The sequence below is a fragment of the Lunatimonas salinarum genome (assembly GCF_017811155.1).
In the GTDB taxonomy this organism is placed as follows: Bacteria; Bacteroidota; Bacteroidia; order Cytophagales; family Cyclobacteriaceae; genus Lunatimonas; species Lunatimonas salinarum.
In genome coordinates this window covers 156,717-180,238 of sequence record NZ_JACVCV010000001.1, presented here as the reverse complement: position 1 = coordinate 180,238, position 23,522 = coordinate 156,717, and the positions used below count along the sequence as shown (strand labels likewise).

17 protein-coding genes are annotated in these 23,522 nt (G+C 46.1%); 7 read left to right on the top strand and 10 right to left on the bottom strand.

The window, feature by feature from the left end; translation table 11 throughout:
• Window positions 1-7: 7 nt before the first annotated feature.
• On the bottom strand, window positions 8-409 hold the full coding sequence (locus tag IAQ59_RS00735) for a hypothetical protein (protein WP_209328850.1): 402 nt from the start codon (window positions 407-409) through the stop codon (window positions 8-10).
• A 178-nt stretch (window positions 410-587) separates the two neighbouring features.
• Between IAQ59_RS00735 and IAQ59_RS00730 the strand changes: the two genes are divergently transcribed.
• Entirely contained in the window at window positions 588-2,498 is a 1,911-nt protein-coding gene (locus IAQ59_RS00730) for a sulfatase family protein (protein ID WP_209328849.1), read from the top strand.
• Window positions 2,499-2,557: 59 nt separating this feature from the next.
• Here the strand turns inward: IAQ59_RS00730 and IAQ59_RS00725 are convergent, their stop codons facing one another.
• Window positions 2,558-3,862 carry a glycoside hydrolase 5 family protein gene (locus IAQ59_RS00725; protein WP_209328848.1) on the bottom strand — a complete coding sequence of 435 codons (1,305 nt, stop codon included), beginning with the start codon at window positions 3,860-3,862 and terminating at the stop codon, window positions 2,558-2,560.
• 178 nt (window positions 3,863-4,040) lie between these two features.
• On the opposite strand from IAQ59_RS00725, the gene IAQ59_RS00720 reads away from it, so the two are divergent.
• From IAQ59_RS00720 to IAQ59_RS00710, 3 genes are all read left to right on the top strand, one after another.
• Window positions 4,041-7,907, top strand: coding sequence for a glycosyltransferase (locus IAQ59_RS00720; protein WP_209328847.1), 3,867 nt, complete (start codon window positions 4,041-4,043; stop codon window positions 7,905-7,907).
• A gap of 281 nt (window positions 7,908-8,188) precedes the next feature.
• A complete protein-coding gene (locus tag IAQ59_RS00715) occupies window positions 8,189-8,878 on the top strand; it encodes a phosphonatase-like hydrolase (RefSeq protein ID WP_209328846.1) in 690 nt (229 codons plus the stop codon).
• A gap of 174 nt (window positions 8,879-9,052) precedes the next feature.
• Entirely contained in the window at window positions 9,053-10,204 is a 1,152-nt protein-coding gene (locus IAQ59_RS00710) for a BamA/TamA family outer membrane protein (RefSeq protein WP_209328845.1), read from the top strand.
• Window positions 10,205-10,215: 11 nt separating this feature from the next.
• Here IAQ59_RS00710 and IAQ59_RS00705 read toward each other — a convergent pair whose 3' ends face one another.
• A complete protein-coding gene (locus tag IAQ59_RS00705; RefSeq protein ID WP_209328844.1) occupies window positions 10,216-10,434 on the bottom strand; it encodes a hypothetical protein in 219 nt (72 codons plus the stop codon).
• A 547-nt stretch (window positions 10,435-10,981) separates the two neighbouring features.
• Here IAQ59_RS00705 and IAQ59_RS00700 point away from each other — a divergent pair.
• Complete coding sequence (locus tag IAQ59_RS00700; RefSeq protein ID WP_209328843.1) at window positions 10,982-12,310, top strand: Gfo/Idh/MocA family protein; 1,329 nt, start codon at window positions 10,982-10,984, stop codon at window positions 12,308-12,310.
• Window positions 12,311-12,405: 95 nt separating this feature from the next.
• On the opposite strand, the gene IAQ59_RS00695 is transcribed toward IAQ59_RS00700, so the two are convergent.
• A complete protein-coding gene (locus IAQ59_RS00695; RefSeq protein WP_209328842.1) occupies window positions 12,406-12,993 on the bottom strand; it encodes a MiaE family protein in 588 nt (195 codons plus the stop codon).
• A gap of 241 nt (window positions 12,994-13,234) precedes the next feature.
• On the opposite strand from IAQ59_RS00695, the gene IAQ59_RS00690 reads away from it, so the two are divergent.
• Window positions 13,235-14,476 carry a glycosyltransferase family 2 protein gene (locus IAQ59_RS00690; protein WP_209328841.1) on the top strand — a complete coding sequence of 414 codons (1,242 nt, stop codon included), beginning with the start codon at window positions 13,235-13,237 and terminating at the stop codon, window positions 14,474-14,476.
• A gap of 96 nt (window positions 14,477-14,572) precedes the next feature.
• Here IAQ59_RS00690 and IAQ59_RS00685 read toward each other — a convergent pair whose 3' ends face one another.
• Together IAQ59_RS00685 and IAQ59_RS00680 are read right to left on the bottom strand one after the other, a co-directional pair.
• Window positions 14,573-15,622: a branched-chain amino acid aminotransferase gene (locus IAQ59_RS00685; protein ID WP_245189336.1), complete on the bottom strand. Its 1,050-nt coding sequence runs from the start codon at window positions 15,620-15,622 to the stop codon at window positions 14,573-14,575.
• On the bottom strand, window positions 15,619-16,152 hold the full coding sequence (locus IAQ59_RS00680) for a YfiT family bacillithiol transferase (RefSeq protein WP_209328840.1): 534 nt from the start codon (window positions 16,150-16,152) through the stop codon (window positions 15,619-15,621). Before IAQ59_RS00680 ends, IAQ59_RS00685 begins: the two co-directional genes overlap by 4 nt.
• Before the next feature lie 99 nt (window positions 16,153-16,251).
• On the opposite strand from IAQ59_RS00680, the gene IAQ59_RS00675 reads away from it, so the two are divergent.
• Entirely contained in the window at window positions 16,252-17,673 is a 1,422-nt protein-coding gene (locus tag IAQ59_RS00675; protein WP_209328839.1) for an aminotransferase-like domain-containing protein, read from the top strand.
• A gap of 79 nt (window positions 17,674-17,752) precedes the next feature.
• Here the strand turns inward: IAQ59_RS00675 and IAQ59_RS00670 are convergent, their stop codons facing one another.
• The 4 genes from IAQ59_RS00670 to IAQ59_RS00655 all read right to left on the bottom strand — a co-directional run bounded on the left by IAQ59_RS00670 (window position 17,753) and on the right by IAQ59_RS00655 (window position 23,458).
• Window positions 17,753-18,298, bottom strand: coding sequence for a hypothetical protein (locus IAQ59_RS00670; RefSeq protein ID WP_209328838.1), 546 nt, complete (start codon window positions 18,296-18,298; stop codon window positions 17,753-17,755).
• Window positions 18,299-18,310: 12 nt separating this feature from the next.
• The gene (locus IAQ59_RS00665; protein WP_209328837.1) at window positions 18,311-18,844 is read right to left on the bottom strand and encodes a hypothetical protein; all 534 of its coding nucleotides are present in this window, start codon (window positions 18,842-18,844) and stop codon (window positions 18,311-18,313) included.
• 195 nt (window positions 18,845-19,039) lie between these two features.
• A complete protein-coding gene (locus IAQ59_RS00660) occupies window positions 19,040-19,849 on the bottom strand; it encodes a 3-keto-disaccharide hydrolase (RefSeq protein ID WP_209328836.1) in 810 nt (269 codons plus the stop codon).
• A 90-nt stretch (window positions 19,850-19,939) separates the two neighbouring features.
• Window positions 19,940-23,458 carry a PVC-type heme-binding CxxCH protein gene (locus tag IAQ59_RS00655; protein WP_209328835.1) on the bottom strand — a complete coding sequence of 1,173 codons (3,519 nt, stop codon included), beginning with the start codon at window positions 23,456-23,458 and terminating at the stop codon, window positions 19,940-19,942.
• Window positions 23,459-23,522 lie beyond the last annotated feature (64 nt).

Genomic DNA, 23,522 nt, shown 5'->3' with positions numbered 1-23,522 from the left:
CACCCTTCTAAATGGTGTATACGAAATCCCTTCGGATGACTTCTACTTGTAGTTGATTCTGGGCATTAGGGGTAATTTTCCATTCCTGGATTTCGGTGCCTCCCCAAAATGGAGATTCCCACGTTAAAATATCTCCGTCTAATTGCCAACTTCCTTCATAATCTTGGGTGACGATGGGTGGTGTGGCACACCATCCACTTTGTGTACGGTTGATCATTTTACCATTGGGCAGGAACCGGTAGCCATAGGTGTTGGAAGGAATATCTGAAACCTTTTCCAGCGTAAATCCCTGTGGTATGCGTTCAGAATGAACCCATGATCCAACAGGTAGGGGGCCTGAAAGGTCATCTTCTTGTACGCAGGCAAAGAATGCCCCAAAAATCAGTGTCCACATCATGGTCGTATTCATAAGATCTGTTTATTGGTTTGCCCCATGACGTAAACTTCATGCAAGTTGTTGAGTAAATCAGAAAATTTAATGCACTTTTTTACGCCGCTTATTCGCTAATTTGAGGCAAAACTGCTAGTTTGACATCGTTAATTTGCTTTGGCCTAGTTATCGATCTCGCCTAATCCCTTTTCTACCGATGAATTTACCCAATCTATGCTTATATCTGACTATTTTTTTGCACGTGGTTGCCATCCCAAAGCATTTGCCCGAACAGCAAGCCACAGAAACATCAACGCCTGTGTTGCCGCAACTGAAGAGAAAGATCCCCGCTGTACCGAATATTGTTTTTTTGATCTCTGAAGATAATTCCAAGCATTATATGGATCTGTTTGATTCTTCGGGAGTGCAGGTACCGGCGATTCGAGCCATGGCAGCGCATGGAATCACCTTTATGCATGCTTTTTCAAATGCACCGGTTTGCTCCGTGGCCAGAAGTACGCTGATTACAGGTGCCTTGGCAACGAGAACAGGGATGCATTTGCATCGAAAAATAAAATTAGCCCCTATGCCCGAAGGGCTGGAAATGTTTCCGGCGTACCTTCGGAAGGCGGGGTATTATACCACCAATAATGCGAAAAAAGATTACAATGCGGTAGAGGCACCCGATGTCTGGGATTCTTCATCCAATCAGGCCAGTTGGAGAGACAGACCGTCGGGAGATCAACCCTTTTTTCATCAAGAGACATTTATGGAGTCGCACGAAAGCAGGCTTCATTTTGAAAGAGAGCTGCTGGGTACTTACCAACCCCTAGACTCACCAGAGTCGGTGTTTTTGCCTCCTTACTACCCGGACACCCCGATTTTTCGGTTTACCATGGCCTATCATCGAGATAAAATCAGAGAAATAGACCAATGGGTTGGCGAGACACTTCGTAAACTTGAAGCAGATGGGCAATTGGAAAATACCTTTGTATTTTATTTTGGAGACCATGGGGGAGTACTCCCAGGCAGCAAAGGTTATTTGTACGAAACGGGACTTCATGTGCCTTTGGTGGTGAGGATTCCTCAAAATTTCCGCCATTTGGTAGATGCCTTGCCCGGATCAGTTCAAAAGGGGTTTGTAAGTTTCATTGATTTTGCGCCCACGGTTCTTTCCTTAGCGGGTTTGGAAATCCCCTCGCAAATGGATGGCAAAGCCTTTTTAGGCCCTGGAATTAGGAGTAGCGAGGTGGCAGCACGGGATGAAGCGCTGGGGTATGCGGATCGATTTGATGAGAAATACGATATGGTGCGATCCTTACGGAAGGGGAAGTATAAATACATTAGAAGTTTTCAACCCTTCTATCCCGATGCGCTGCATAATAACTACCGCTACCAGATGCTGGCTTACGCGGAGTGGAGAAAATTATATACCGAACGAGGGCTGGATTCTCTTCAAGGCCAGTTTTTTTCCGCTAAGCCGATGGAGATGCTTTTTGATTTGGAAGAAGATCCTCTGGAAACGAATAATCTGGCTCAAAGATCCGATTTTCAGTATATAGTTCAGGATTTGCGGAATCGCTTACATGAGATGCTTTTGGAGAAAAATGACTTGGGATTCCTTCCGGAAAATTACCTGGTAAAGGCTGCGCTAAATGATCCGGTATCATATGGAAAACGATTTCATCCGGTATTGGGTAAACTATTGGAGATAAACAATCTGGGCACGAGACCATTTACTGAGGCAGAGGCATCTTTGCGGCGATTTTTGGAGTATGGTACTGAGTTGGAGCAATATTGGGCGACAACCGTCGCCTCTGGATTTGGGGCTGAGGCCAGTGCGTTAGTTCCGCTTATCAGTAAATTGAGGCATTCGGAAGACAATGCAGTATCTCTGAGAGCGATAGAGTTTTTGGGTATTGCGGCGGGAATAAATCCTGTAGATTCCCTGGTCGAGTTAATAAACCATACGGTGGATCCAGTTGAGGGGTTGATGGCGTTGAATTCATTGGTTTATTTTCTAGATCATACCTGCTTTACAGGAATGCTAGATACTGCTAAGCTGAAGCCCAAAGTAATGAATGACGAAGTGAAACGTAGGATTGCTTACCTAAACGGAACCTGGTAGCTTTTCTTAGCATAATACCAAGAATTCAGCGGCCTTCCTACCCGACAGAATTTCTGGTTTCAACGGTTTATAGCATAAAAAGGCAGGTTTCTCGATACAAAGTTACCCTGATTATCAAATGCATAAATGTATAAACGGTAAGCCCCCTCATTCTTGGGCGTTCTAAACGTCAAGGTGCTACTGTCTTGATCGAAAAGCAGGTGTTCCATATTGTAGTTATAGGAATTCATTTCATGAAAGTTTATTTCTTCCTGCCAGAGTTCCCATCGGTAGGTAACACTGTCGCTTTCTGGATCAAATGCCTCAATATGTGCTTGGAAAAGCGAGTCTGCCACCAAATACGTATTTATGTCAGGAAATTGTTGATTAATTTTTATAGGAGACAACCTCGGTGGGAAATTTGTTGGATTTTCGCCCCTCCATTTTGTTTTGAGAAATTTCACGGTTTCGGCTTCAGCCCCTTCCTTAGAAAAGTGACTAAACCACGTTGCGGTAATCTCATGCTTGTAGCCCCAATAAAATGAATAGGACCCCAATAATGAAACCGTATCCGAATCTATAAAATCCCAATATTTTTGGAGAAAGGCTAGCTTTTCGGAGATGTCCATTTCGATGGGTGCACCCCACTCTGTTTCGTTTATTTCCCAGTGCCCCGGAGGTCCGATCTCAGAGAATAAATATGCCTTTTTCCATCCTCTAGGTACATAGTTCTTATTCTCTTCAAAAAATAATGGCGTTTTGCCAAATGAATTGTACCCCATGATATCGATGTTCGAAAGGAGTATGCCACTTCTTCCAATAAGTTTTACACTGGTCGCCATCATAGTGGGATGATTGGGATCCTCCTCTTTGATCATTTTGGCAACGCGGTTCGTCATAAGATAAACTAGGTACTTATTGCCGCCCTGAAGCTCCACTTCATTGCCGACTCCCCACATTAATAGTGCGGGATGATCCTTGTATTTTCGGATGATGGGTCTCAGTTCCTCTATCTTTCGGCTTACGGCAAACCAATTCCAGTAATTGAAATCTTCTCCCCAATAGGGCCGGCCAATTTCAATACCTAAAGTCACCGTCATATCATGTTCATGCGCTTTGTCCAACAGTTCCTCCGCTTCATGCAGGCTCCAGGTTCTTACCGAATTTCCGCCGTTCTCTCCGATTTTTTCAATGTGATCCCTTCCGCTTCCGCCTTTGATGTAATACGGAGCCCCGGCTCTGTACAATGTAGCGCGTCCATTTTCGTAATTCACATATACGCTATTCGGATTAAACGTTGTGTTTTCTTGCGTGCAAGACACCGATAACGCAAAAAGTACTAATCCCTTCAAAAAAAGCAAGTTTGATTTATAAGACTTTTTCATGCCAACTTGAGTTAAAATAATTGAATAAAATCCGTTTTAGAGAATTTTACGATCTCCCCCCGCCTATGGCGACAAAGGTAGAAAATATTTAACATATAGAAATTTGTTTTTTAAAATAATTTTAATGTATTTTGGAACGTGAAATAGGTGGGTGTAGTAGACTTAAATTTTAAATGCGATGCTAAGGAATTTGCTAAATTTTGCTTCCATTTTGTCGTTGGTTGCTTTTTTGTTTGGCTTTTTTTGGATAGTGGGGGTAGGGGATGAGATTGCCTATTACTTGCTTACGGGTTCACTTATACTAAAGGTGCTCGAAGTTGGCTTTGAGTGGTATCATTTTTGGGCATTATCTGAAAGACGGGAAGATAATAAGTTGCCGGAAAAAGCTGCAAGGGTTTACTCGGTGGATATGCTGACGACGGCATGTCCTGGGGAGCCATATGACATGATTGAGGAGACTTTAACGGCGATGGTAGCGGTGACGTATCCCCATACTTCCTATTTATGTGACGAGGGCAATGATCCGAAGCTAAAGGCATTGTGTAATAGATTGGGGGCGATCCACGTAACTCGGGAGACCCATGAGAATGCCAAGGCTGGTAATATCAATAATGCGCTAAGGGGAGCTACCGGCGAGCTTTGTGTGATTCTTGACCCAGATCATGTACCCTTTCCCGACTTTTTGGATCATGTAGTGCACCATTTTGATGATTCGGAAGTTGGCTACGTACAGATTGTACAGGCCTATAAGAACCAAAGCGAATCCTTGGTCGCGCATGCTGCGGCCGAACAAACGTATATGTATTATGGCCCTTATATGGAGGCTATGGGCACCTTCGGGACGGCACAGGCGATAGGAGCTAATTGTACTTTCCGACGCACTGCGCTTGATTCAATCGGGGGACATGCTCCGGGTCTTACAGAGGACATGCACACAGCCATGTTGCTGCACGCCAAAGGATGGAAATCCGTTTATGAGCCAAAGGTTTTGTCTTTGGGATTGGTACCTAGCAGCTTAGCGGCTTATTACCAACAGCAATTGAAATGGAGCAGAGGTACGTTCGACTTATGGTTGAACAAACTACCCAAATTGTTTTCCAGTTTTACGTTTCGACAAAAGTTGCATTATTTCCTGCTTCCGATTTATTTTCTTTTTGGATTTGTAGGCTTAATCGACGTGGGTGTTCCTATTTATTCCCTGATCACTGGCGAATATCCTTGGTTGCTGAACCCTACAGTATTTTTCGCCATATTTTTGCCCTTTTTAAGTATGTCGATGCTTCAAAGGCATTATGCACAGCATTGGTTGCATAGCCGAAATGAAAAGGGGTTACATTTACTTGGCGGGATTCTACGCGTCGGTACCTGGTGGATCTATATTTTGGGATTTGTCTATACCCTTATCAATAAAAAGGTTCCCTATATACCTACTCCAAAAGAGCACTCTTCGAAAGGAGACTTTTTGCTGGGCTTACCTAATTTGATCGTATCGATTGTTTCCTTCTCGGCTGCGATGTATGGAGTTAGTGTAGACTGGCAGCCCTATAGCTGGATGATGGCAAGCTTTGCGATATCAAACAGCATCATTTTCTTTGCTGCATTTTTGATGGGGCAATACTTATGGGTTCAGAAGATTCGAGCAGCCTGGTATTGGTTAAAAACCCGGCCCGCTGTGGAGTCCTTGGAGTTGACCTATGTGAAGATCAGTCGCGTTTCGCTGCCTGTTTCGGCGACTATTCCACTCGTCCTCGGTATTTTGTTTTTATTCTCAGCATTGAATTTTAAATTCAATGAATTGCCTGTAGAGATGTCTATCAGCAAAAAGCAATACGGTAGCTTCTACACCGGCTTATATGAACCGAACTTTGACCTGTCAGAAGACCTGAGATATGTTGAGAACACAGAGGTTCAGTCAGATCATCAATGGTCCATTCTTTCCACCTACCTGAAGTGGTCAAGTCCAACATTACCGGAAGCCAAATGGCGTCAGATCATTTCGCACGGTGCCATTCCTATGATTACGTGGCAACCTTATTTGGACATTGCACAAGATTCGATCGGTCAGGACAGTGCCGGGGTATTTCAACAAATTCTTGCGGGACATTTTGACGGATACATTATTAGAATGGCGGAAACTGTTCGCGACTTGAACGCACCTGTATTCTTGCGTTTCGCTCCAGATATGGATGACCCTAAATTTCCTTGGTCCGCGGCTTTCGGAAACACTTCAGAGGAATTCAAAGAAGCTTGGAAACATGTCCACTATCTATTCGAAAGTGTAGGTGCGCAAAATGTCAGCTGGGTATTTTCACCCAACGATCCAAAAAATATAGCTGAATATTATCCTTACGGGTCGGGTGGATCTACTACGGAGTTGGTGGATTGGGTCGGATTCACTGCCTTGAATTACGGTTCAGCATCTAATGCTGGGAGATCCGGAAGCTTTGATGAACTCTACTCGCCCTTTCAGGAGGAACTGGAGTCGTTGGAAATTGAAGTACCTGTGATGCTTGCAGAGTTTGGTTCGGCATCTTTCTCCACAGATCCGGAGGCATGGAACATAAAGTCTTTGAATACCATTCGCAATTCCCATCCGGAAATCAAAGCAATTGTATGGTACTATAGCAGTAGCGACGATAGGGCGATCGCTGACTGGAAGCCATCCGGTAAAGTCAAGGCGATCGATTGGACCTTTGACCTTTCAACAATAGCAAGATCAATTGCGATTCGGGAAGTGGAGCGTTTACCCGTGCAGTTTCTTTCGACGGCATCCACTCCCTTGACTCGTCCAAAGAACCTAAGGGGCACTTCGGGTGACTTTTCCCTTCAGGTGGATGGTGAACCGTTTTATATGAAGGGTATTTGCTATAACAACGGTCACGACTGGGAAGAGGGTTTTAAACCATTATCCCGAAAGCAAGTGGCTGGAGATTTTGAAAAAATGAAGCAAGCAGGGGCGAATACCATTAGGCGGTATGAACCGGGCGTCTACGATCGCAATATCCTGAAGGAAGCCAAGGAGCAGGATATGAAAATCATGTACGGTTTTTGGTTTGATCCCAAAGTAGATTACGTAGCTGACGAAGATGAGTTGCGGGCCTATGAGAAAAAGGTACTCAAGTACGTAAAAAAGTATCAACATGAAGAATCCATCATTGCCTGGAACATCGGAAATGAAACCTGGGGTCTGCTGAAAAAGCGGTATGGTCAACCCTATTTGACGGTGGTTCGAAAGCGATACGTAACGTTTTTGGAAAATTTGGCCCAGAAGATCCATGAGATAGATCCTTCCCGGCCGGTTTTCAGTTCCGAGGAACATGATAATGTCCGCCTTATAGGAGCCATCCACGATTTTAAGCACCACGCTCCGTCATTGGATGCCATTGGAATTAACTCCTATTATGAAGAAAACATCAGCGATCTCTCCCAGATTTTTGAGACTTTTGACAATGAAAGACCTTATGCCGTAACGGAATTTGGACCCAAAGGATACTGGAACAAAGAGCTCGGTGATTTTTGGAACGACAGTATCTTGGTAGAGGTATCGTCGGTTGCCAAAGCACAGTATTACCATAAACAGTGGTCGGATTACATAGAAGCCAATAAAGGCCGCAACCTGGGAGGATTTGCATTCAGCTGGCAGGACCGGTTTGAGGGTACGGCCACATGGTTTGGCATCACGGATTTCAATGGAAATCCGAAGCCGGCCTACCATTATTTGGCCAGTGCATGGCTTGGTACAGAAGTTGAAGACGCTGCGTTTCCAGATTTAAGCATCGTTGGCAACTGGCAGGGGGTTCGGAAGGAGGATCCATTGTGGCTGACTGCTGCCGTAACGAACAACTACACGGATTCACTTACTTTCAAGTGGGAGATTTACGAGGAAGGTACATGGAAGCGTTCAAATCCAGTAATTCAAGGCCTGCTGAATGATAAGTATGTGGAAATTGCCAAACCAGCAAAGAAATCCAGGATTTACGTATATGCATACGATACTCGCGGCAATGTCATCACAGCCTCCAGACCTTTGATCGTACTGAATTAAATTTCGTCTTCATTTTTCCCCTTAAAATTTTGACTGAAAATGATGTTAATCCCGCTTAATTTTCGCATACTTGGGCATTAAAGCGGCTAGAGGTAACTTGGATTGGCTTTTATAAAGTTAAAATTAAAAATGACCGCTTAAAAGCAATCATGACACATGAAATCGAACATGACGTACCCGTCACACGCTGGGATGCCCCGATAGCTATCGGGGAAACCATGCGACCTGCCTGCCGGTAGGCAGGGATTCCATCTGATCGCTAAAGAGCAAATTATAAACACATGAAAGGGAAAATTAAACTAGCCGTATTCGATATGGCGGGTACGACTGTTGACGAAGGGAATGTGGTCTATAAGACCGTGCAGCAGGTGATAAATGAGCAAGGATTTGACGTGTCTTTAGATCAGGTATTGGAATATGGGGCGGGAAAGGAAAAGCATCAGGCGATTGTAGATGTACTGATTGGATGTACGCAAGCTACTGAGGTCAACCTGGTGGCGAATCGGGCATTTGCCAATTTTAAGCCTGCATTGAAACGCGCTTACGACAGGTTGGATGTAAAGTCTTTTCCTGGGGTGAAAGAAGCGATGGAGCTTCTCAGGGCCTCGGGAATGTTTGTGGTTCTCAATACAGGTTACGACCGTAAGACGGCTTCTTCGCTACTTGAAAAGATGGGCTGGAAATTGAAGGCTGACTTTGATGGGCTGGTCACGGCGGATGACGTAGTAAATGGCAGGCCCGCTCCAGATATGATTTTACAGGCTATGAAGCTTACAGGAATTGAAGATCCTGCCTTTGTGCTTAAGGCGGGTGACTCCTGCATAGATATTGAAGAAGGCAAGAATGCACGATGCGGGGTTACAGTGGGGGTGCTTTCCGGCGCACAAACCGAAGAACAGCTGATACAGGCCCAGCCAGATTTTGTATTGGCAAGTTTGGCAGAGCTCCCGGATAAAGTGCTCCGTGACTAACTAAATGACTATGAGAACTGCTACCTTGTTAGCGGCGTCTATCGATTGCATTACCTTCCCAGGTATCTTTTGTTAAAAGCCAATGAAGGTTAATCATGAAACTGCGGCCACGGTGGATAAAGCATTAAGACAGGATCAGTCGTTTCTTTGGTTATATCTGATTTGACTTTTCGCATGCATATTTTAAAGATAACTACGGTCCTGCCCGGCATTACTTGCCTCTTGTTACTGTGTAGTCCACAGTTCCTTTCAGCCCAAGGGTTTGTAAAGCGCTACCTGAATGGAATTCTCAATGACACCAGCGATATATCCCGGCCACAATTTTTGTTGTATCCCACGCTAGCCTTTTCTCCAGAAACCAATTGGGAGGTGGGATTTAGCACCTTGTACGTGTACTACGCGGATAGAGATACTACCAATCGACTAAGTGAAATAAACGGGTTTACTTTTTACACCTTGGAGGGTCAATATGGTGTCTGGTTTGACCATGCTTTGTACACACCACGTAATGATTGGTTTCTTTTCGGAAGGATCAGGTACCAGCGGTTTCCGTTGCTGTACTTTGGCATTGGTCCGAATGCCCCCAGTGAATATGTGGCGAGGGTGGATGCGAATCAGGTTTTAATCAAGGAACGTATACTTAGACAGGTTCGTAAAAATCTGTTTTTTGGGTTGGAAATGGACTATCAACGACTCAGTAATGTCACTTTTTTGCCTGCAAAGCCGTCGGAGTCGCTTACATTGCCTCTAGGATCCGAGGGATCGTCCAACTTGGGAGTCGGGGCAGGCTTGGTTTTTGATGATAGGCATAACGTGCTCAATGTTCGCAGAGGTTCTTTTTCGGAGGTTGCACTTCTTACTTACAATCCCTTCTCAAATACTGCCTTCAATTTCAACAACTTGTTGTTTGATACGCGAATATACCGGCCCTTATCTGCAAAAACAGTTTTTGCTTACCAACTTTATGGGCAGTTTATGTGGGGTGATATTCCGTTTAATCAATTGTCCTTGATGGGAGGGGAGAGCCTGATGAGGGGGTACTATACCGGTCGTTACAGAGATAAAAATCAGCTAGCTTCCCAAATTGAGCTTCGCTTTCTACCAATTAATCTAGGGTTTACCAAGCGCTTCGGGGCCGCAGTATTTGCTTCCACCTCGCAAGTATTTCCCACCTGGGACCACCTGAGTATTGACAAATGGGTTTGGTCTGGGGGAGCAGGGCTGAGATTTTTATTATTTCCCAAAAAAGATATTTATACCAGGTTGGACTGGGCATTTACAAAGGAAGGCTCAGGAGTCTATTTCTTCATTGGAGAAGCCTTTTAACGGTTCCCGAATTAAAAGATAAGACTAAGTTGTTTTTTTTTTGACAGCTTTTCAGGCTTCTCCATGTCTTCTGGAAGCTTGCCCACTTTCCAACCGTCAGGTTTCTTGAACTTTTCTTTCATCGCAGCGACGTCAAAAGTTTCTGGGTCATCTACCGCATGGATAAAGGACTTATAGATCAATCCGAATCCCAATGCAATGCCGGCTATTATCACAACTCCAAGTTCCATTTCACACCTCCCTTTTTTGACAGACAATAAACTTTGCTGAATCCCTCTTTGAATTTTGCGATCTTAAAAGACGGGTTTTTTATCTAATTCTGTTAAACAAATATAAACAAAACAATTATATTATAAAAGTGATTTTATTAGTGTTAAATTGTTGAAATAATTGGTAATATATAAAAAGTATTTTAGCGCTTAAAAAATGTACTTCATTCAGTTTTTCCCAATAAATATTTTTTTTGGCGTATTTTATAGTTTGTTAAATAATTGATAATCAAGTGTATATGTGTTGTTTTTCATTCCTGAATCCGAAAAGTTGTATTTCATATATCAATAATTGATTTTCAACGTCAAAGCCTATCCGGTTTTCGTGAAAATGGCGATTGGCGATTGGAATAATCTGTTCATTGTGTGACGATTACCCAATGTCTGCTATCGATTGGATAATTTGATTTTTTGTGTCAATTGCGTTACTTACCAACCTTCTTACGAGGAAATTTGCCAATTACTGCCTATTTTGCCATTAAATCAAAACAATAAACCAAGTTAAACAATGAGTGAAAATAATAAAAAGCAACTTTCTAGAAGAAACTTCATGAGCAAGGGTCTTCTTGGTGTTGCGGGGGCAGGGGTTCTGCCGAGTTTATCCGTTGCAAGGGAATCCGAAGCCCACGCACCTGCCCAACAAACGTTGCGTTTGGGTTTGATTGGGTTAGGCCGGCAGAACAATGGCATGATGGGCAGCTTTATAACGATTCCTGACGTGGAAATCGTTGCGGGCTGCGATGTCTATGATATCAAGCGGGAGCGATTCAAACGTCGAGCAGAAGCCCATTACAAAGAACAGGGTAAAAGTGTGCAGGTAGAGGTGTATGAGAACTATCACGATCTACTGGCCAGAAAGGACATAGATGCGGTGGTGATCGCTACTCCGGATCATTGGCATGCACTTATCGCTATTGATGCCTGTAAGGCGGGCAAGGATATCTATCTGGAGAAGCCGCTAACCTTTACGATTCGGGAGGGTCAGGAATTGGTAAAAGCGGTAAGACAACACAATATTGTACTGGCCACGGGGTCGATGCAGCGGTCCTATGCCAATTTCCAACATGCGGTACGTATGGTGCAGAAGGGCAGAATCGGTAAAATATCGAAGGTCTATGCTTGTTCCGGTGGGCCTCCGAAGCCTTTTGACCTTCCAGCAGAACAAGTTCCTGCCGGATTGAATTGGGAAATGTGGCTGGGCCCATTGAAGGCAGATATTCCCTATAATCATGAACTTAATCCGCCTATCAGCATTAACCCTCCAGAGAACGAGAAGCTATGGGGGGCATGGCGCTGGTACAAGGAAACCGGAGGAGGACTTACCACCGACTGGGGTGCACATATGTTTGATATTGCACAATGGGGCATCGGAATGGATCGTAACGGACCTGTAGAGATAATTCCCGCAGGCTATCATAATACAGAATTCCTTACGTTTAAATACGCTAATGGAATCGTGGTAACAGAGCAGCCGTTTGATGAAAACGCATCTCGTGGATGTAAATTTTTTGGCTCTGATGGCTGGATTGAAGTAACCCGTAGCAGTTACAAAGCGTCCGACCCCTCGCTTTATCCGGTTTTGGAAGACGAAAAGGATATGTCAGGAGGGGGAAGCAGAGCTCATCATGTCGATTTCATCGATTCGGTACGCAGAAGGAAAGATCCGATTGCCCCGGTGGAAGTAGGACACAGCACCTGCGTAACCTGCACACTGGGTAATATTGCGTATGAATTGAAGAGACCGATTAAATGGGATCCCAGTAATGAGAAGTTCGTAAACGATTCAGAGGCGGAAAGGCATATGCATCGGGAATACCGGGTTGGTTACAGCCTATAAGGTAGGCTAATTTACTCGGCGTCTTGTATATATTTAGGGGCTAGTATACTGCGGTATGCTAGCCCCTATCGCTGTATTTAACCTTAGGCCTGAGGTTAATGGAGTGCTGCGCGAATGGGCAGATTTTTGATAACCTCTCCTTCAAATTCCATCATCTCATGCAGCCGACCGTAAACAGTTTTTTCGTCAAAATACCCCAAAGCGAGTTCTACAAATATATTCCCATGCTTTGCCTCAGAAGTCCAAAGCATTTTGTAAAACCGCTTGAGTTCCTCGTCTGCCTGTGCCTCTGAGACCAACTTAAACCGCTCGCATCCCCGGCACTCGACGATTGATCCGAGTAAAAGTCGGGACAGAAATCTTGATTCAGGGGTACCACCGTGCGTCAGGGGCATCAATTGCTTTATGTAAGGGTCTTCTTTCATGTCGGCATTCAATGGAACGCCCCTTCGCTGCATCAATTCAAACACCTGTTGAAAATGTTCGAGTTCCTCGATGGCGGTCTCAATCATGTCTGGGATGATTTTTTCTCGGTCAGGGTACTTGGCAATTAGGGAGGTGGCCATGGCGGAAGCTTTGCGTTCGCAATCTGCATGGTCCTGCAAGAATGCATCGAAATCTGCCATGACAGCGGCTAACCAAGATTGGGAGGAATCAACCTTTAAATCGATAGAGTATTTCATTTATCTGTCATTGTTTTTACACGTTCAAAAAGGATCACGTATTCCAGAAAGCCATTTTCCAGCCCAAAGGGAGTCGCCTAGAGATGCCCTCTTGGTTCTGTTTGGAATTCAAAGGTATTAAAACTTTGCTTTTATGCGGCAGGAATTGTTGTTTGTGGATTTGAGCGATTTCTTGTGCTAATAGATGTAATTTAGGATCTTCGCAAGCGCTGTGATCGGAACGTTAACTTTGGGTCAGTATATGGAAAAAATGCTGTGTACCTACGAGGGTAGGTTTGAGACAAAGCCTGCTTATTTCAATCAAAAACCCCCGGATAATCTTTGTTTGGTGATTGCGATTCCTTGTTATAAAGAGCCGGATGTCATTTCCACCTTGAATTCGCTTCGGGCTTGTGTGCCCCCATCCGGTGACGTGGAGGTCATAGTGGCCGTAAATGCCCCTGAAAGTGCTTCCGAAGAGGTGCTAAAGGCCAATAAGGAATCTCTGCGGCAGCTGGAACATTGGAAAAAATTCAATTCAAGTTCACACCTCCACCTACTTATTATGGGCGAGGAAAGGTTGCCAGATAAAACGGCAGGGGCGGGGTTAGCCAGAAAACTTGCCATGGACGAAGGACTGCGTCGCTGGGTGCAGGCCGGTGAAGATGGTCCAATACTGTGCTTGGATTCCGATTGTCTCGTTTCATCCAACTATTTGGTAGCCGCGGAAAAGGTATTTTCCCAAAAACAGGTAAAACTCGCCCATTTTCAATTTAGCCATAATTGGAGGCATGAGTCAGACCCATTGTTGCAGAAGGGAATCGTTGCGTATGAGCTTCATCTTCGATGCTTTATTCAGGGATTAAAGTGGGCCGGATATCCTTTTGCGGTGCATACGGTCGGTTCCTGCATGGCGGTGCGGGCTTCTTCCTATGCCCGGTCAGGTGGGATGAACAAGCGAAAGGCCGGCGAAGACTTTTACTTTATGCATAAGCTCCTTCCCTTGGGAGGTTATGTAGATCTGCCTGCCACCGTTTTTCCTTCCTGCCGCATATCAGATCGGGTACCCTTTGGAACCGGAAGGGCCCAACTGGAATGGAAATCCGGACAGCGGGACTTGCAGACGTATTCCATGGAAGTGTTTCAGGTGCTCAAGGTTTTTTTTGATCGAGTCGAGGAGTTATTTCAACAGGACTGTGAGCAACTGCAAATTCCCGCCTCGTTACAAAACCCATTGGAGCGGCTTTCATTTGGTCAGAGAATACGCCAATTCCGAAAGGAGTCCAAGACCCACGTGGTATTTGCCAAGAAATTTTGGAGTTGGATGGATGGATTTATGGTGTTGAAATTGGTACATCACCTAAGGGATCACGGCTTTCCGAACCAACCCATTTTGAAGGTCTCTGAGGAACTGATTAGACACTATCAGGCTATTTCAGAAAGCCTTGATCCTGAAATAAAACAGCTACGAGAGGACTTGATACTAGTGAATACCCGTTCTTAACCCTATCATGTTCTCAAATTGGTTCTTAAGCGGCGGCTTTTCCTAGGTACCATTACTCTTAGAAATTATAAAGCTTTTTCGATCGCTAGTGTTGGGTTAGACGAGGTGATTCCAGCCGAACCTGTCTCCGTGGGTTCCTCTACGGATACTTTGAAGCAGGGCTTTTAGTTGAGCCATCTTGGAATCGGGCCGGGTGTTCGGGTAGGCAAGGTTACCCTGGTAAGAAATGGATTCTATGGGGGATATGATGGCTGCAGTACCTACACCAAAAACTTCCACGTCACGACCCGCTTCAATCCATTGCATCAGATCGGCAATTTCAATGGGAGCCTCATTTACTTCTAATCCAATAGACGGAGCCAATTTAAGAATGGAGTCCCTGGTGATGCCTTTTAGAACGGTTTCACCGGCGGGTGGCGTGATTAAGCTGAGCCCGTCTAAAATAACCATCAGGTTCATGGTGCCGGATTCTTCAATGAATCGGCGTTCCGTAGCGTCTAACCAAATGATTTGATCAAAACCTGCTTCCTTTGCCAACCGCTGGGGCAATAGGGTAGCTCCATAATTTCCACCGTTTTTTGCGGCTCCAGTACCTCCTTTCGCCGCACGAATAAAGTCTGTTTCGACTTTGACCTTTAGGTTTTTGCTGTAGTAGGATCGCATGGGAGAGAGCAATATCATGAATAAATACTCCTCGGACGCATCTACCCCTAGTCGGGCTTCGGTGGCAATCACGCAGGGGCGAATGTACAAGGAGTAATCGGGGTCGTTGATAATCCAGGACTCTTCTGTTCGGATAAGTGCCTCCATGCCACCCACAAAGAGATCCTTTGGCAATGCAGGCATTGCCATTCGATAGAGAGATCGGTTGATGCGATCATGATGATCTGACAAACGGAAAATATTGACGGCACCATCTTCCATGCGATACGCTTTCAGGCCCTCAAACACCGTTTGCCCATAGTGAAGGGCCATGGAAAGTGGGTTGATGCTGAGGTTTCCGAATGGCAGGATTTCGTAATCCTGCCACATTCCATTCCGATAAGCCGCTGTAAGCATGTGGTCAGTGGCCTGAATGCCAAAGGTGAAATTCTTAAAATCAAAATCGGCACGGATACTCGGAGACGCTTTCATAGGGTGATTCATTGGATAGGTTTCTGGTTTTGTAATAATTTGAGGTGAGCGAGATGATGATTTCCGTGCCATTGATACAGCAGGGTATGTTCCATCAGTGAGGTAGTTTGCCGATTTTCAGGGTGGAAAAAGGTTCGTTTCCATTGGTTTTGGTTCATAGATTCCAGCAGAGTGGTCCAATGACTATGAATTCCCTGTAATAAGACCAACGATGCTTGAGGCCCCATCTGATAGTCTGGAAGTGCTGCCCAGGCAGCCTCCAAATACGGCTTTATGGTTGGGTTCTTTTCCGTTAGCGCCAGCTTCAGCCGCATCAGTGCATTCATATGGCTGTCTGCTAAATGATGGACCACCTGCCTAACCGTCCATCCAGCCTGTCGATACGGCATATCCCATTTGGACTCCCCTAAACTCCCAAGCATATCCTCCACTCGTTGAGGAAGGGTGCGAATGTCATCTATGGCATTTTGCAAAGTCTCCGGCGTAATGAGCTCGGGAATTTGACAGTTGCCAATAGGATACCTGAACGATTCTTGTTCCATCTGTGAAATATATTTACCGCCACACAAAGGAACATTCTTTTCGTAAAGGGTTACAGATACATTTTTTACTATATTTGAAGGGTACAGTTTTCAGGGAACATGGAGCAACATTTGTATTTGAACTTGGCAGCGGCTTTTGAAAAGCAGATAACTGGTGGCTTGTTCAAGCAAGGGGAGAAGCTTCCTTCCATCCGGAAGGTCAGCGCCTTGTACGGGGTGAGTAAAAACACGGTAATACAGGCATATCTGACCTTGGAAAGCAGGTCCCTGATCATTTCCAAGCCTCAATCTGGTTTTTATGTCGGGCAGGTGACGGGTTTTGAACTGCCGGTTCCAGATAAAAGCCAACCTTCTGTGTCGCCTTCTCATAAAGAGGCGGACGGATTGATTGGAAAGGTTTTTCAACAGCTGACAAATACCCGCATTACACAGCTTTCCCTAAGTGTGCCCGCGCCGTCATTCCTTCCGGTTTCCAAATTAGGCAAATGCCTATCAAAGGCGCTGCTCAACCTACCATCGGGTGGAACCGGATACAGCGACATTCAGGGTAATATGCGACTCAGGTCTTTGATTTCCAAGCGTGCATTTACTTGGGGGGGTAATTTGGATTCGGATGAATTGGTCATCACTGCGGGAGTGATGAATGCCATATCTTTTGCCCTGATGGCCATCACAAAGCCTGGGTTTTCGGTTGCGGTTGAGAGTCCCGTGTATTATGGCATCCTACAGTTAGCCAAGCACCTTGGGCTTAGGGTCATAGAACTGCCCACCCATCCGCTGGAGGGAATTGACCTGGAAGCGTTGGAGGGTATTCTTCCAAATTTGGATGCACTTTTGTTGGTGACTAATTTCAATAACCCGTTGGGTAGCTGTATGCCCGAGGAGCGAAAGAAGAAGTTGGTGGAGATGATCACGGCCTATGAGGTTCCACTCATCGAAAATGACCTGTATGGGGACGTTTATTTCGGAGAAAAGCGTCCAAAGCCTTGTAAGGCCTTTGATCAGCACGGTTGGGTGCTTTGGTGTGGATCGTTTTCCAAGACGCTGGCTCCGGGATATCGGGTGGGTTGGATTGCGCCGGGTAAATACCTGCGGCAGGTGCTGCGACAAAAGGCCTTTCATTCGCTTTCCAGCACCACCTTGACGCAAGAAGCTGTCGCAGAATTTATCGACAATGGGGGCTACGATAAGCACTTAGTATCACTAAGAAAGCGGCTTTTTTCGAATAGGGAACAGTTTATCCGAAGTATTGGAGCGTATTTCCCGGAGGGTACCCAAGTTAGCCGGCCTCAAGGAGGTTTTGTCCTTTGGATAGCATGTCCTAAGCATATCAACACCGCCCAACTATATGAGTCAGCCATGGAACAGAAAATCAGTATTGCCCCAGGCCGGATGTTTACCCTACAGGATCAGTTTCACCATTGCATGCGTTTGAGCTTTGGGCTGGATTGGAACGAACGGCTAGAGCAAAAACTAAAACTCCTCGGAGAACTAGTCACCCAGTTTACCCTGTCTAATTAAGTAGTTCAGGTATGCTCATCGGAAAAGAGCCATTCAAATCAGGCACAATAAGAAGGTGGGATGATGGAGGTAATTACCATCAAAATACATAACCGATTCCCGCTCCTGCAAACAAGGGCCAAAAGCCATTCTGGTTGTAGATTGGCGTGAGATTGACCTTCCAGGAAATGCCTCCACCAACGGGAATGCGCCTGTAGCCTAAATTCAAAGTTCCCATGGCGTTTGGCGATCCATTTATGGGCAAGATGATTTCTGTTCTGTCTCTGTAGTACGTGCCCTCACAAGAAAATTCATCACAATTCCAGACGTAGTAATTTGACTTAAACGCCATGAAAGTGACACCCGCCCCAATCTCGAAATAGTGCGGACCCTTCCCAAACAGCCGGTTTATCTCAAGGGGAACGGAAAAAAAACCGGATTCCTGAATCCAATAGCCACCTGCACCTACCTTCATGCCCCATGTATCCAGTCGGCTCTTATCAAATCGGAAATCGTAATTGAACGTGTAGATCAACCCTGCTCCGCCGACTTCGAAATATACGGCTTGGTGGGGATCGGAGGCTTGCTGGGCATTTAGTTGGATAGATCCCAAAAGTAGCAGGCAAAAGAGGAGGCTCGATTTCATGTAAATATAGAATTAAAATGCATATCCAAAACTGATTCCAGCAAACAGGGGCCAAAATCCGTTGTGATTAAAAATAGGCGTTAGGTTGGCGCGAAAGGTAAAGCCACCGTTTTCCGGCACCTTGCGATAGCCCATATTCAAGGTACCCATAAAGGCAGGCGTGTCGCCGGAATCGAGAATAAAATTGAAATTTCGCCACTCAAAGTTTGAATTATTCCAAGTATCGCGATCCCTATAGTGGATGAATGTGGCTCCTCCACCTATTTCAAAAAAATGCTTTCTTTTTCCAAATAACCTATTGACCTGTACAGGTATGGTAAGCAGGCTTTCGGAACTAAAGTCACTTCTAGTGGCCCAGCCACCGGCACCCATGCGCATGCCCCACGACTGTTGATTTGCTTTGTCGAAGCGGAAATCGTAATTTACCGAATACGCCAACCCTGCGCCTCCCAGTTCCAAGTATATTGACTGGCGTGGAACTTGCTGTGCTTTTGAGACCTCAGCCCATATTAAAAAAACAAACGTGGATAAAATAAATCTAGTCATGTTGGTTAGACGATATAACTATAGAAATCTAACGGGAAAATATGCTGGAAGTTCAACTGCTTCTGCATTTTTCATGTGTCTATAATTGATTTTTCAAAGGTCACATGGAAAATCTCGCATGGCGGATAGTCATCCCAGTGTGTGTCGCTTGCGTCGTGCTCGATTTCATGCTATAAGATCGCAAGAGAAAAAAATCTACAATTTTTTGATTCGAAGATCCCGGAATTCTACCCCCTGACCCTCTGCCTGTAACCCTATATAGCCTTGCGTGAGCGGCGTGCCGTCTATTTTTAAGGAAGGGTCATAGCGATTTGCTACTCCTCCGCCAACCTGAGGCCGGGTATACTTGAGAACTGTCTCCCCATTTATTTGGTGAATTACAAGGGAGTCGCCGTAAACGATCAGATCAGCCCGTACCCACTCGTCCCAAGCAAAGGTCGGAGAGGAGGAGTTGATGCAGTGTCGGGGATCCAATTCTCCCTCAAAATATACGTCGGTACCGGGTGAGCACATATTTCCCGATGGGCGAGGTACGCCGGGCTTTTCTTCGGCCAGCATTTGGTATTCAACTGAGATAGGCCAGTCCTGTTCTTTTAGGATGGTTTCGGGCGCCTGCGAATGAAACATGACCCCGCTGTTTCGGAAAGTGTAGCTAGGTGCATCTTCCATCCATTGATCTGTAAATCGGTATTCAAACGTAAGGTGAAAGCTGGAAAACGGTTGTTCGTAAAAAAGGTGTCCATAGCGTTCGTCAAACGTATCGTAGTCGTCGTAGTTTACCTGAATCGCCTCGTCGACCACCCGGAAGGTATTCGCATAATTTTCTCCCACCTCGTGGTGGTGAAATTTGGGAATCCACCCCTCCAAATCTCTGCCATTAAACAAGACTTGCCATTCGTCTTGAGGGGTTTCAGTAGCCTCGTTGGAATTTGATTGGCCACATCCAGCCACGAACAAGTACAAAAGGGTAACGAATAGGTAGAAAATAGGCTTTGTCGTACGCATGGTTGCTTTCATATTAACAATGAGTGGCAAAGGTAGGAATTTGAACGGCCTTTTTTCTTAATTCATCTCATTTACCATACCTATTTACATTTACCTTCCCATGGTAAGGCGGGTCTGTGCGGCACCACTAGGTGGTTCTTGCAGCTGTATCTTAAGGCTTCCTTCTGCGTGAATTCCTCGGTCTATGGCCATCGTAATCTGATGCTTTCCCTGTGGCAGCCTGACGGTGGCAACTTGGTCTTTAATGGGTACAGACTTATTCGCCGCCCAAATGGAGAAGCCTTTTGCAAGGTTCACTTTGAAGCTAACCTCACCTTCGGTAAGTACTTCAATCTCAAATTGCACCATGCTTTGCTGCTTACCATCCCTCAATTCTATTAGTGGCACTTCATCCAAAGGCAAATCTCCGGCCACTTTACTGTAGTTGGGACTCATCCGGAATCGGAAATCACCGGAGATTAGCGCTTCCAATCCTTCAGATTCCCAACGCCGAATGAGCTCAGGCTGGCTAGAGGCAGTTCTCCAGCGCCTAACCAACCGTTCGTTAGGAACTCGGTAATTGCCGGATTCGCCGAGCTTGGAAAGGTAGCCTATTAGGTCGATAAATTCCTTCCGTTCCAAACTGGCGGTTAGCCCTGGGGGCATGAGGGATCCAGGAACGCTTTCATGGGCACTCACTAAGGTTTTTGGGATGCTTTCTTCCATGCCCGCTACGTTTCTGAGCACTATCTCACTACCTCCGTCACTTACTAGGTAACCCATCACAACCGAACCGTCACTTTTGGTGATCTTTTGCAGTTCGTAACCTTCTTTAATAGACTCTGTGGGATCCACAATTGACTTGATGATATTGTCTATCGGGGAGCTGGTTCCGAGGGAACTAAGATCGGGACCTATCAGCCCGCCGGCACCACCTATTGCATGGCAAGTCTGACATGCCAACGCGGCTTTTCGGTAAATGGCCTCGCCCACCTCAGGATCCGCAGTATTTTTTACCTGTTGAACCAATGCATAGACTTGACTGTCGCTCAGTTGCTGCGGCATTCTTTCAGGAGGCAGCACCCCGCCGGATTCCTCCAAGGCCTTTCTTAGCGCTTGACTCACGTGATTATTTTGGCGAAACCAGCTGATTTGCCTCATGGATTGCCTACCCAGTTTGGCCATTTCTGCCGGAATACGTTGTTTTTCGAGCTGTGCGGTTAAGGCAGCAACGTAGTCGTCCTCTCTCATAAACGCACGGAATAGGTCTGCGGCATCTCGGTCTGCCGGTTGGGATCCAAGCAGACCAACCGTTAATTCTGCGGCTTGGGCCGGGTTTACCTGCACCAATTGGGCGGTGGCCAGGATCCGAATCTCTGCTGTTTTGCCTTTTTCGGCCATGTCGAATAACAGGCGGTGACCCTTTGGATCACTCATCATGGCAAGTGTTCCCAGCGCTGCGGTTTTTACTTCTCGATCCCCGGATTCGATCAGGGATACCAGTCTCATGGTTAGTTCGGTTCGGTTCCATAGCCCTGCCAACTGCAAGGCGAGGGTGGAAATTTCCGGATCATCATGTTCTACCAAGGTGCCGATTCTGCCGGGTTGGTTTTCAGGGGACAGTTTTCGTTGATTGGCGGCCTGCTTTAACGCGGCGAGCCTTGCGGCTGTTTTAGCAGGAGCAGTCCGTTCTGCAAGGGTTTTTTCAAAAAGTTCGTTTAGTTCAGCCGTACCGCCATGCCGGGATATAGCGTTCAATACATCGTTTTGATAAGATTTGGGAACTTGATCGGACACATAGAGATTTGTGAGGTGGCTTATGGCTTTCGGATTTTTGACAGATTTTAAAGCATATGAAGTACGTTTCGCATCCCCCAAATATTGGCCATCTTGAGCAAACTTGGGCATCCAAGCACCTTCCAGTAGCCGTATGGTATTCCACAAAGCAAAATCCAGGTATTCGTCTACAGGTAAATCCAGTACCGAGAGGGCCAGCTGTGCGGCCTCTGGTTGGCGAATTAGTCCAAGGGCTGAAACAACTTCCAAGCGTACCCGGGGATGTGAATCCTGTACGGCCCGCTCCAATAGATTCATGACATTGGGGATTTGTCGGTTCCAGGCGCTCAGCACTCTCACAGCTGCGGACCTAGCCCCTTCCTGTTCTGCTACGAGTAAGCGGCTCAAAAGGGGCATATTGACAGTGCCTCTACTTTGGGATAACCACAACGCCTCCAATAGACAGTGTTCGTAACCTTCTTCCTTTGCATCTAGGCCATCTACCCACTTCGCCAGCGCCTCTTCCACACCTTCCCGGTTTTTAAGTACCTGTTTGGCCATGGTTCTGGTCCAAGCTTCAGGTGCTTTTAGAGCGTCTAAGAGCTGAGTAGTCGATAAAGCTGTCAGATTCATCAGTGGTAGTGTGTCCCTTCCCTTTGCGGTGATTCGCCAGATCCGGCCGTGCTGCTGATCCCGGCGTGGGTCGTGGAAATCCACTTCACCGTGCTGAATGATAGGATTGTACCAATCGGCCACATAGATCGCCCCATCAGGACCCACTAAAATATCAACCGGCCGAAATCCAATGTGGTCTGTCCATAGCAGGTCATCCACCTGCTTGGATACAAACCCGCTGCCCTGGTCCTCCAACACGAACCGATTGATCCGGTTGGCCCGGAAATCATTTGTAATCAAGCTTCCCTCCCAGGATTCTGGCAGATGCCTGCCGGATACTACGTCCAAACCACTATGCTTTGGCTGTCCGGGGTTTAGGCCTCTGACGATACGTTCAGCGCTCGGTGCGGTCACGAAGGTGGCCTCTGGAAAGGCAAAATTGATGCCTTCTCCTCCGGCACCATCCGTCAAAAAAGATTGCCCCCAACGGTCAAACTGCAATCCCCAAGGGTTAATTAGCCCCTTCGCATACACATTCAACTCCATGGTCTTGGGGTTGAACTGCCAAACCCCTCCGCCTTCCAGACGGCGTACCCCCCATGGAGTTTCCACGTGACTATAAATGTAGATAGACTGATTGAAATACATCAGTCCGTCTGGTCCCCAACGAAACGTATGAATCAGGTGGTGGGTGTCACCGGTACCGAATCCTGTCAGCACCCGTCTTCTGACGTCTGCCCTCCCGTCTCCGTTAGTGTCCTTTAGGTGGAGAATCTCTGTTGAATTGGCCACATATACCCCTCCGTCTCCGGGTAATATACCGGTTGGGGCGATCAGTCCCTCGGCAAATATCGTCGATTTGTCAGCCTGTCCATCCCCGTTGCTATCCTCCAATACATAGATTCGGTCATTGGCCGTTTCTCCTGGCTTCAAGTGCGGATACACCGTGCTGCTTACCACCCATAATCTTCCTTGCTCGTCCCAGTTCATCTGAATGGGCTTGATCACCATGGGATCCGCAGCGAATAGGTTGACTTCAAAGCCATCCGCAATCTGAAAGGACTGGAGTTGTTCCTCTACGTCCGGTGAAGGAATGTCTCTAAGGCTGTTTTGGGCATTGCCAGAAAGATAGGGCAAGCTAATCAACGCGCAGCATTGACATAAAAACCACTTCCAACGGAATACCGGAAAGTAGGTGCTGTTTGTAAAATCTTTATAGGATGAAGTAAGGTTGTTCATCTAGCTGGTGTTTATTTTTGGATAAATACCCCGGTGTTTTCAGGGATGTAACCGTGCGTTGCGA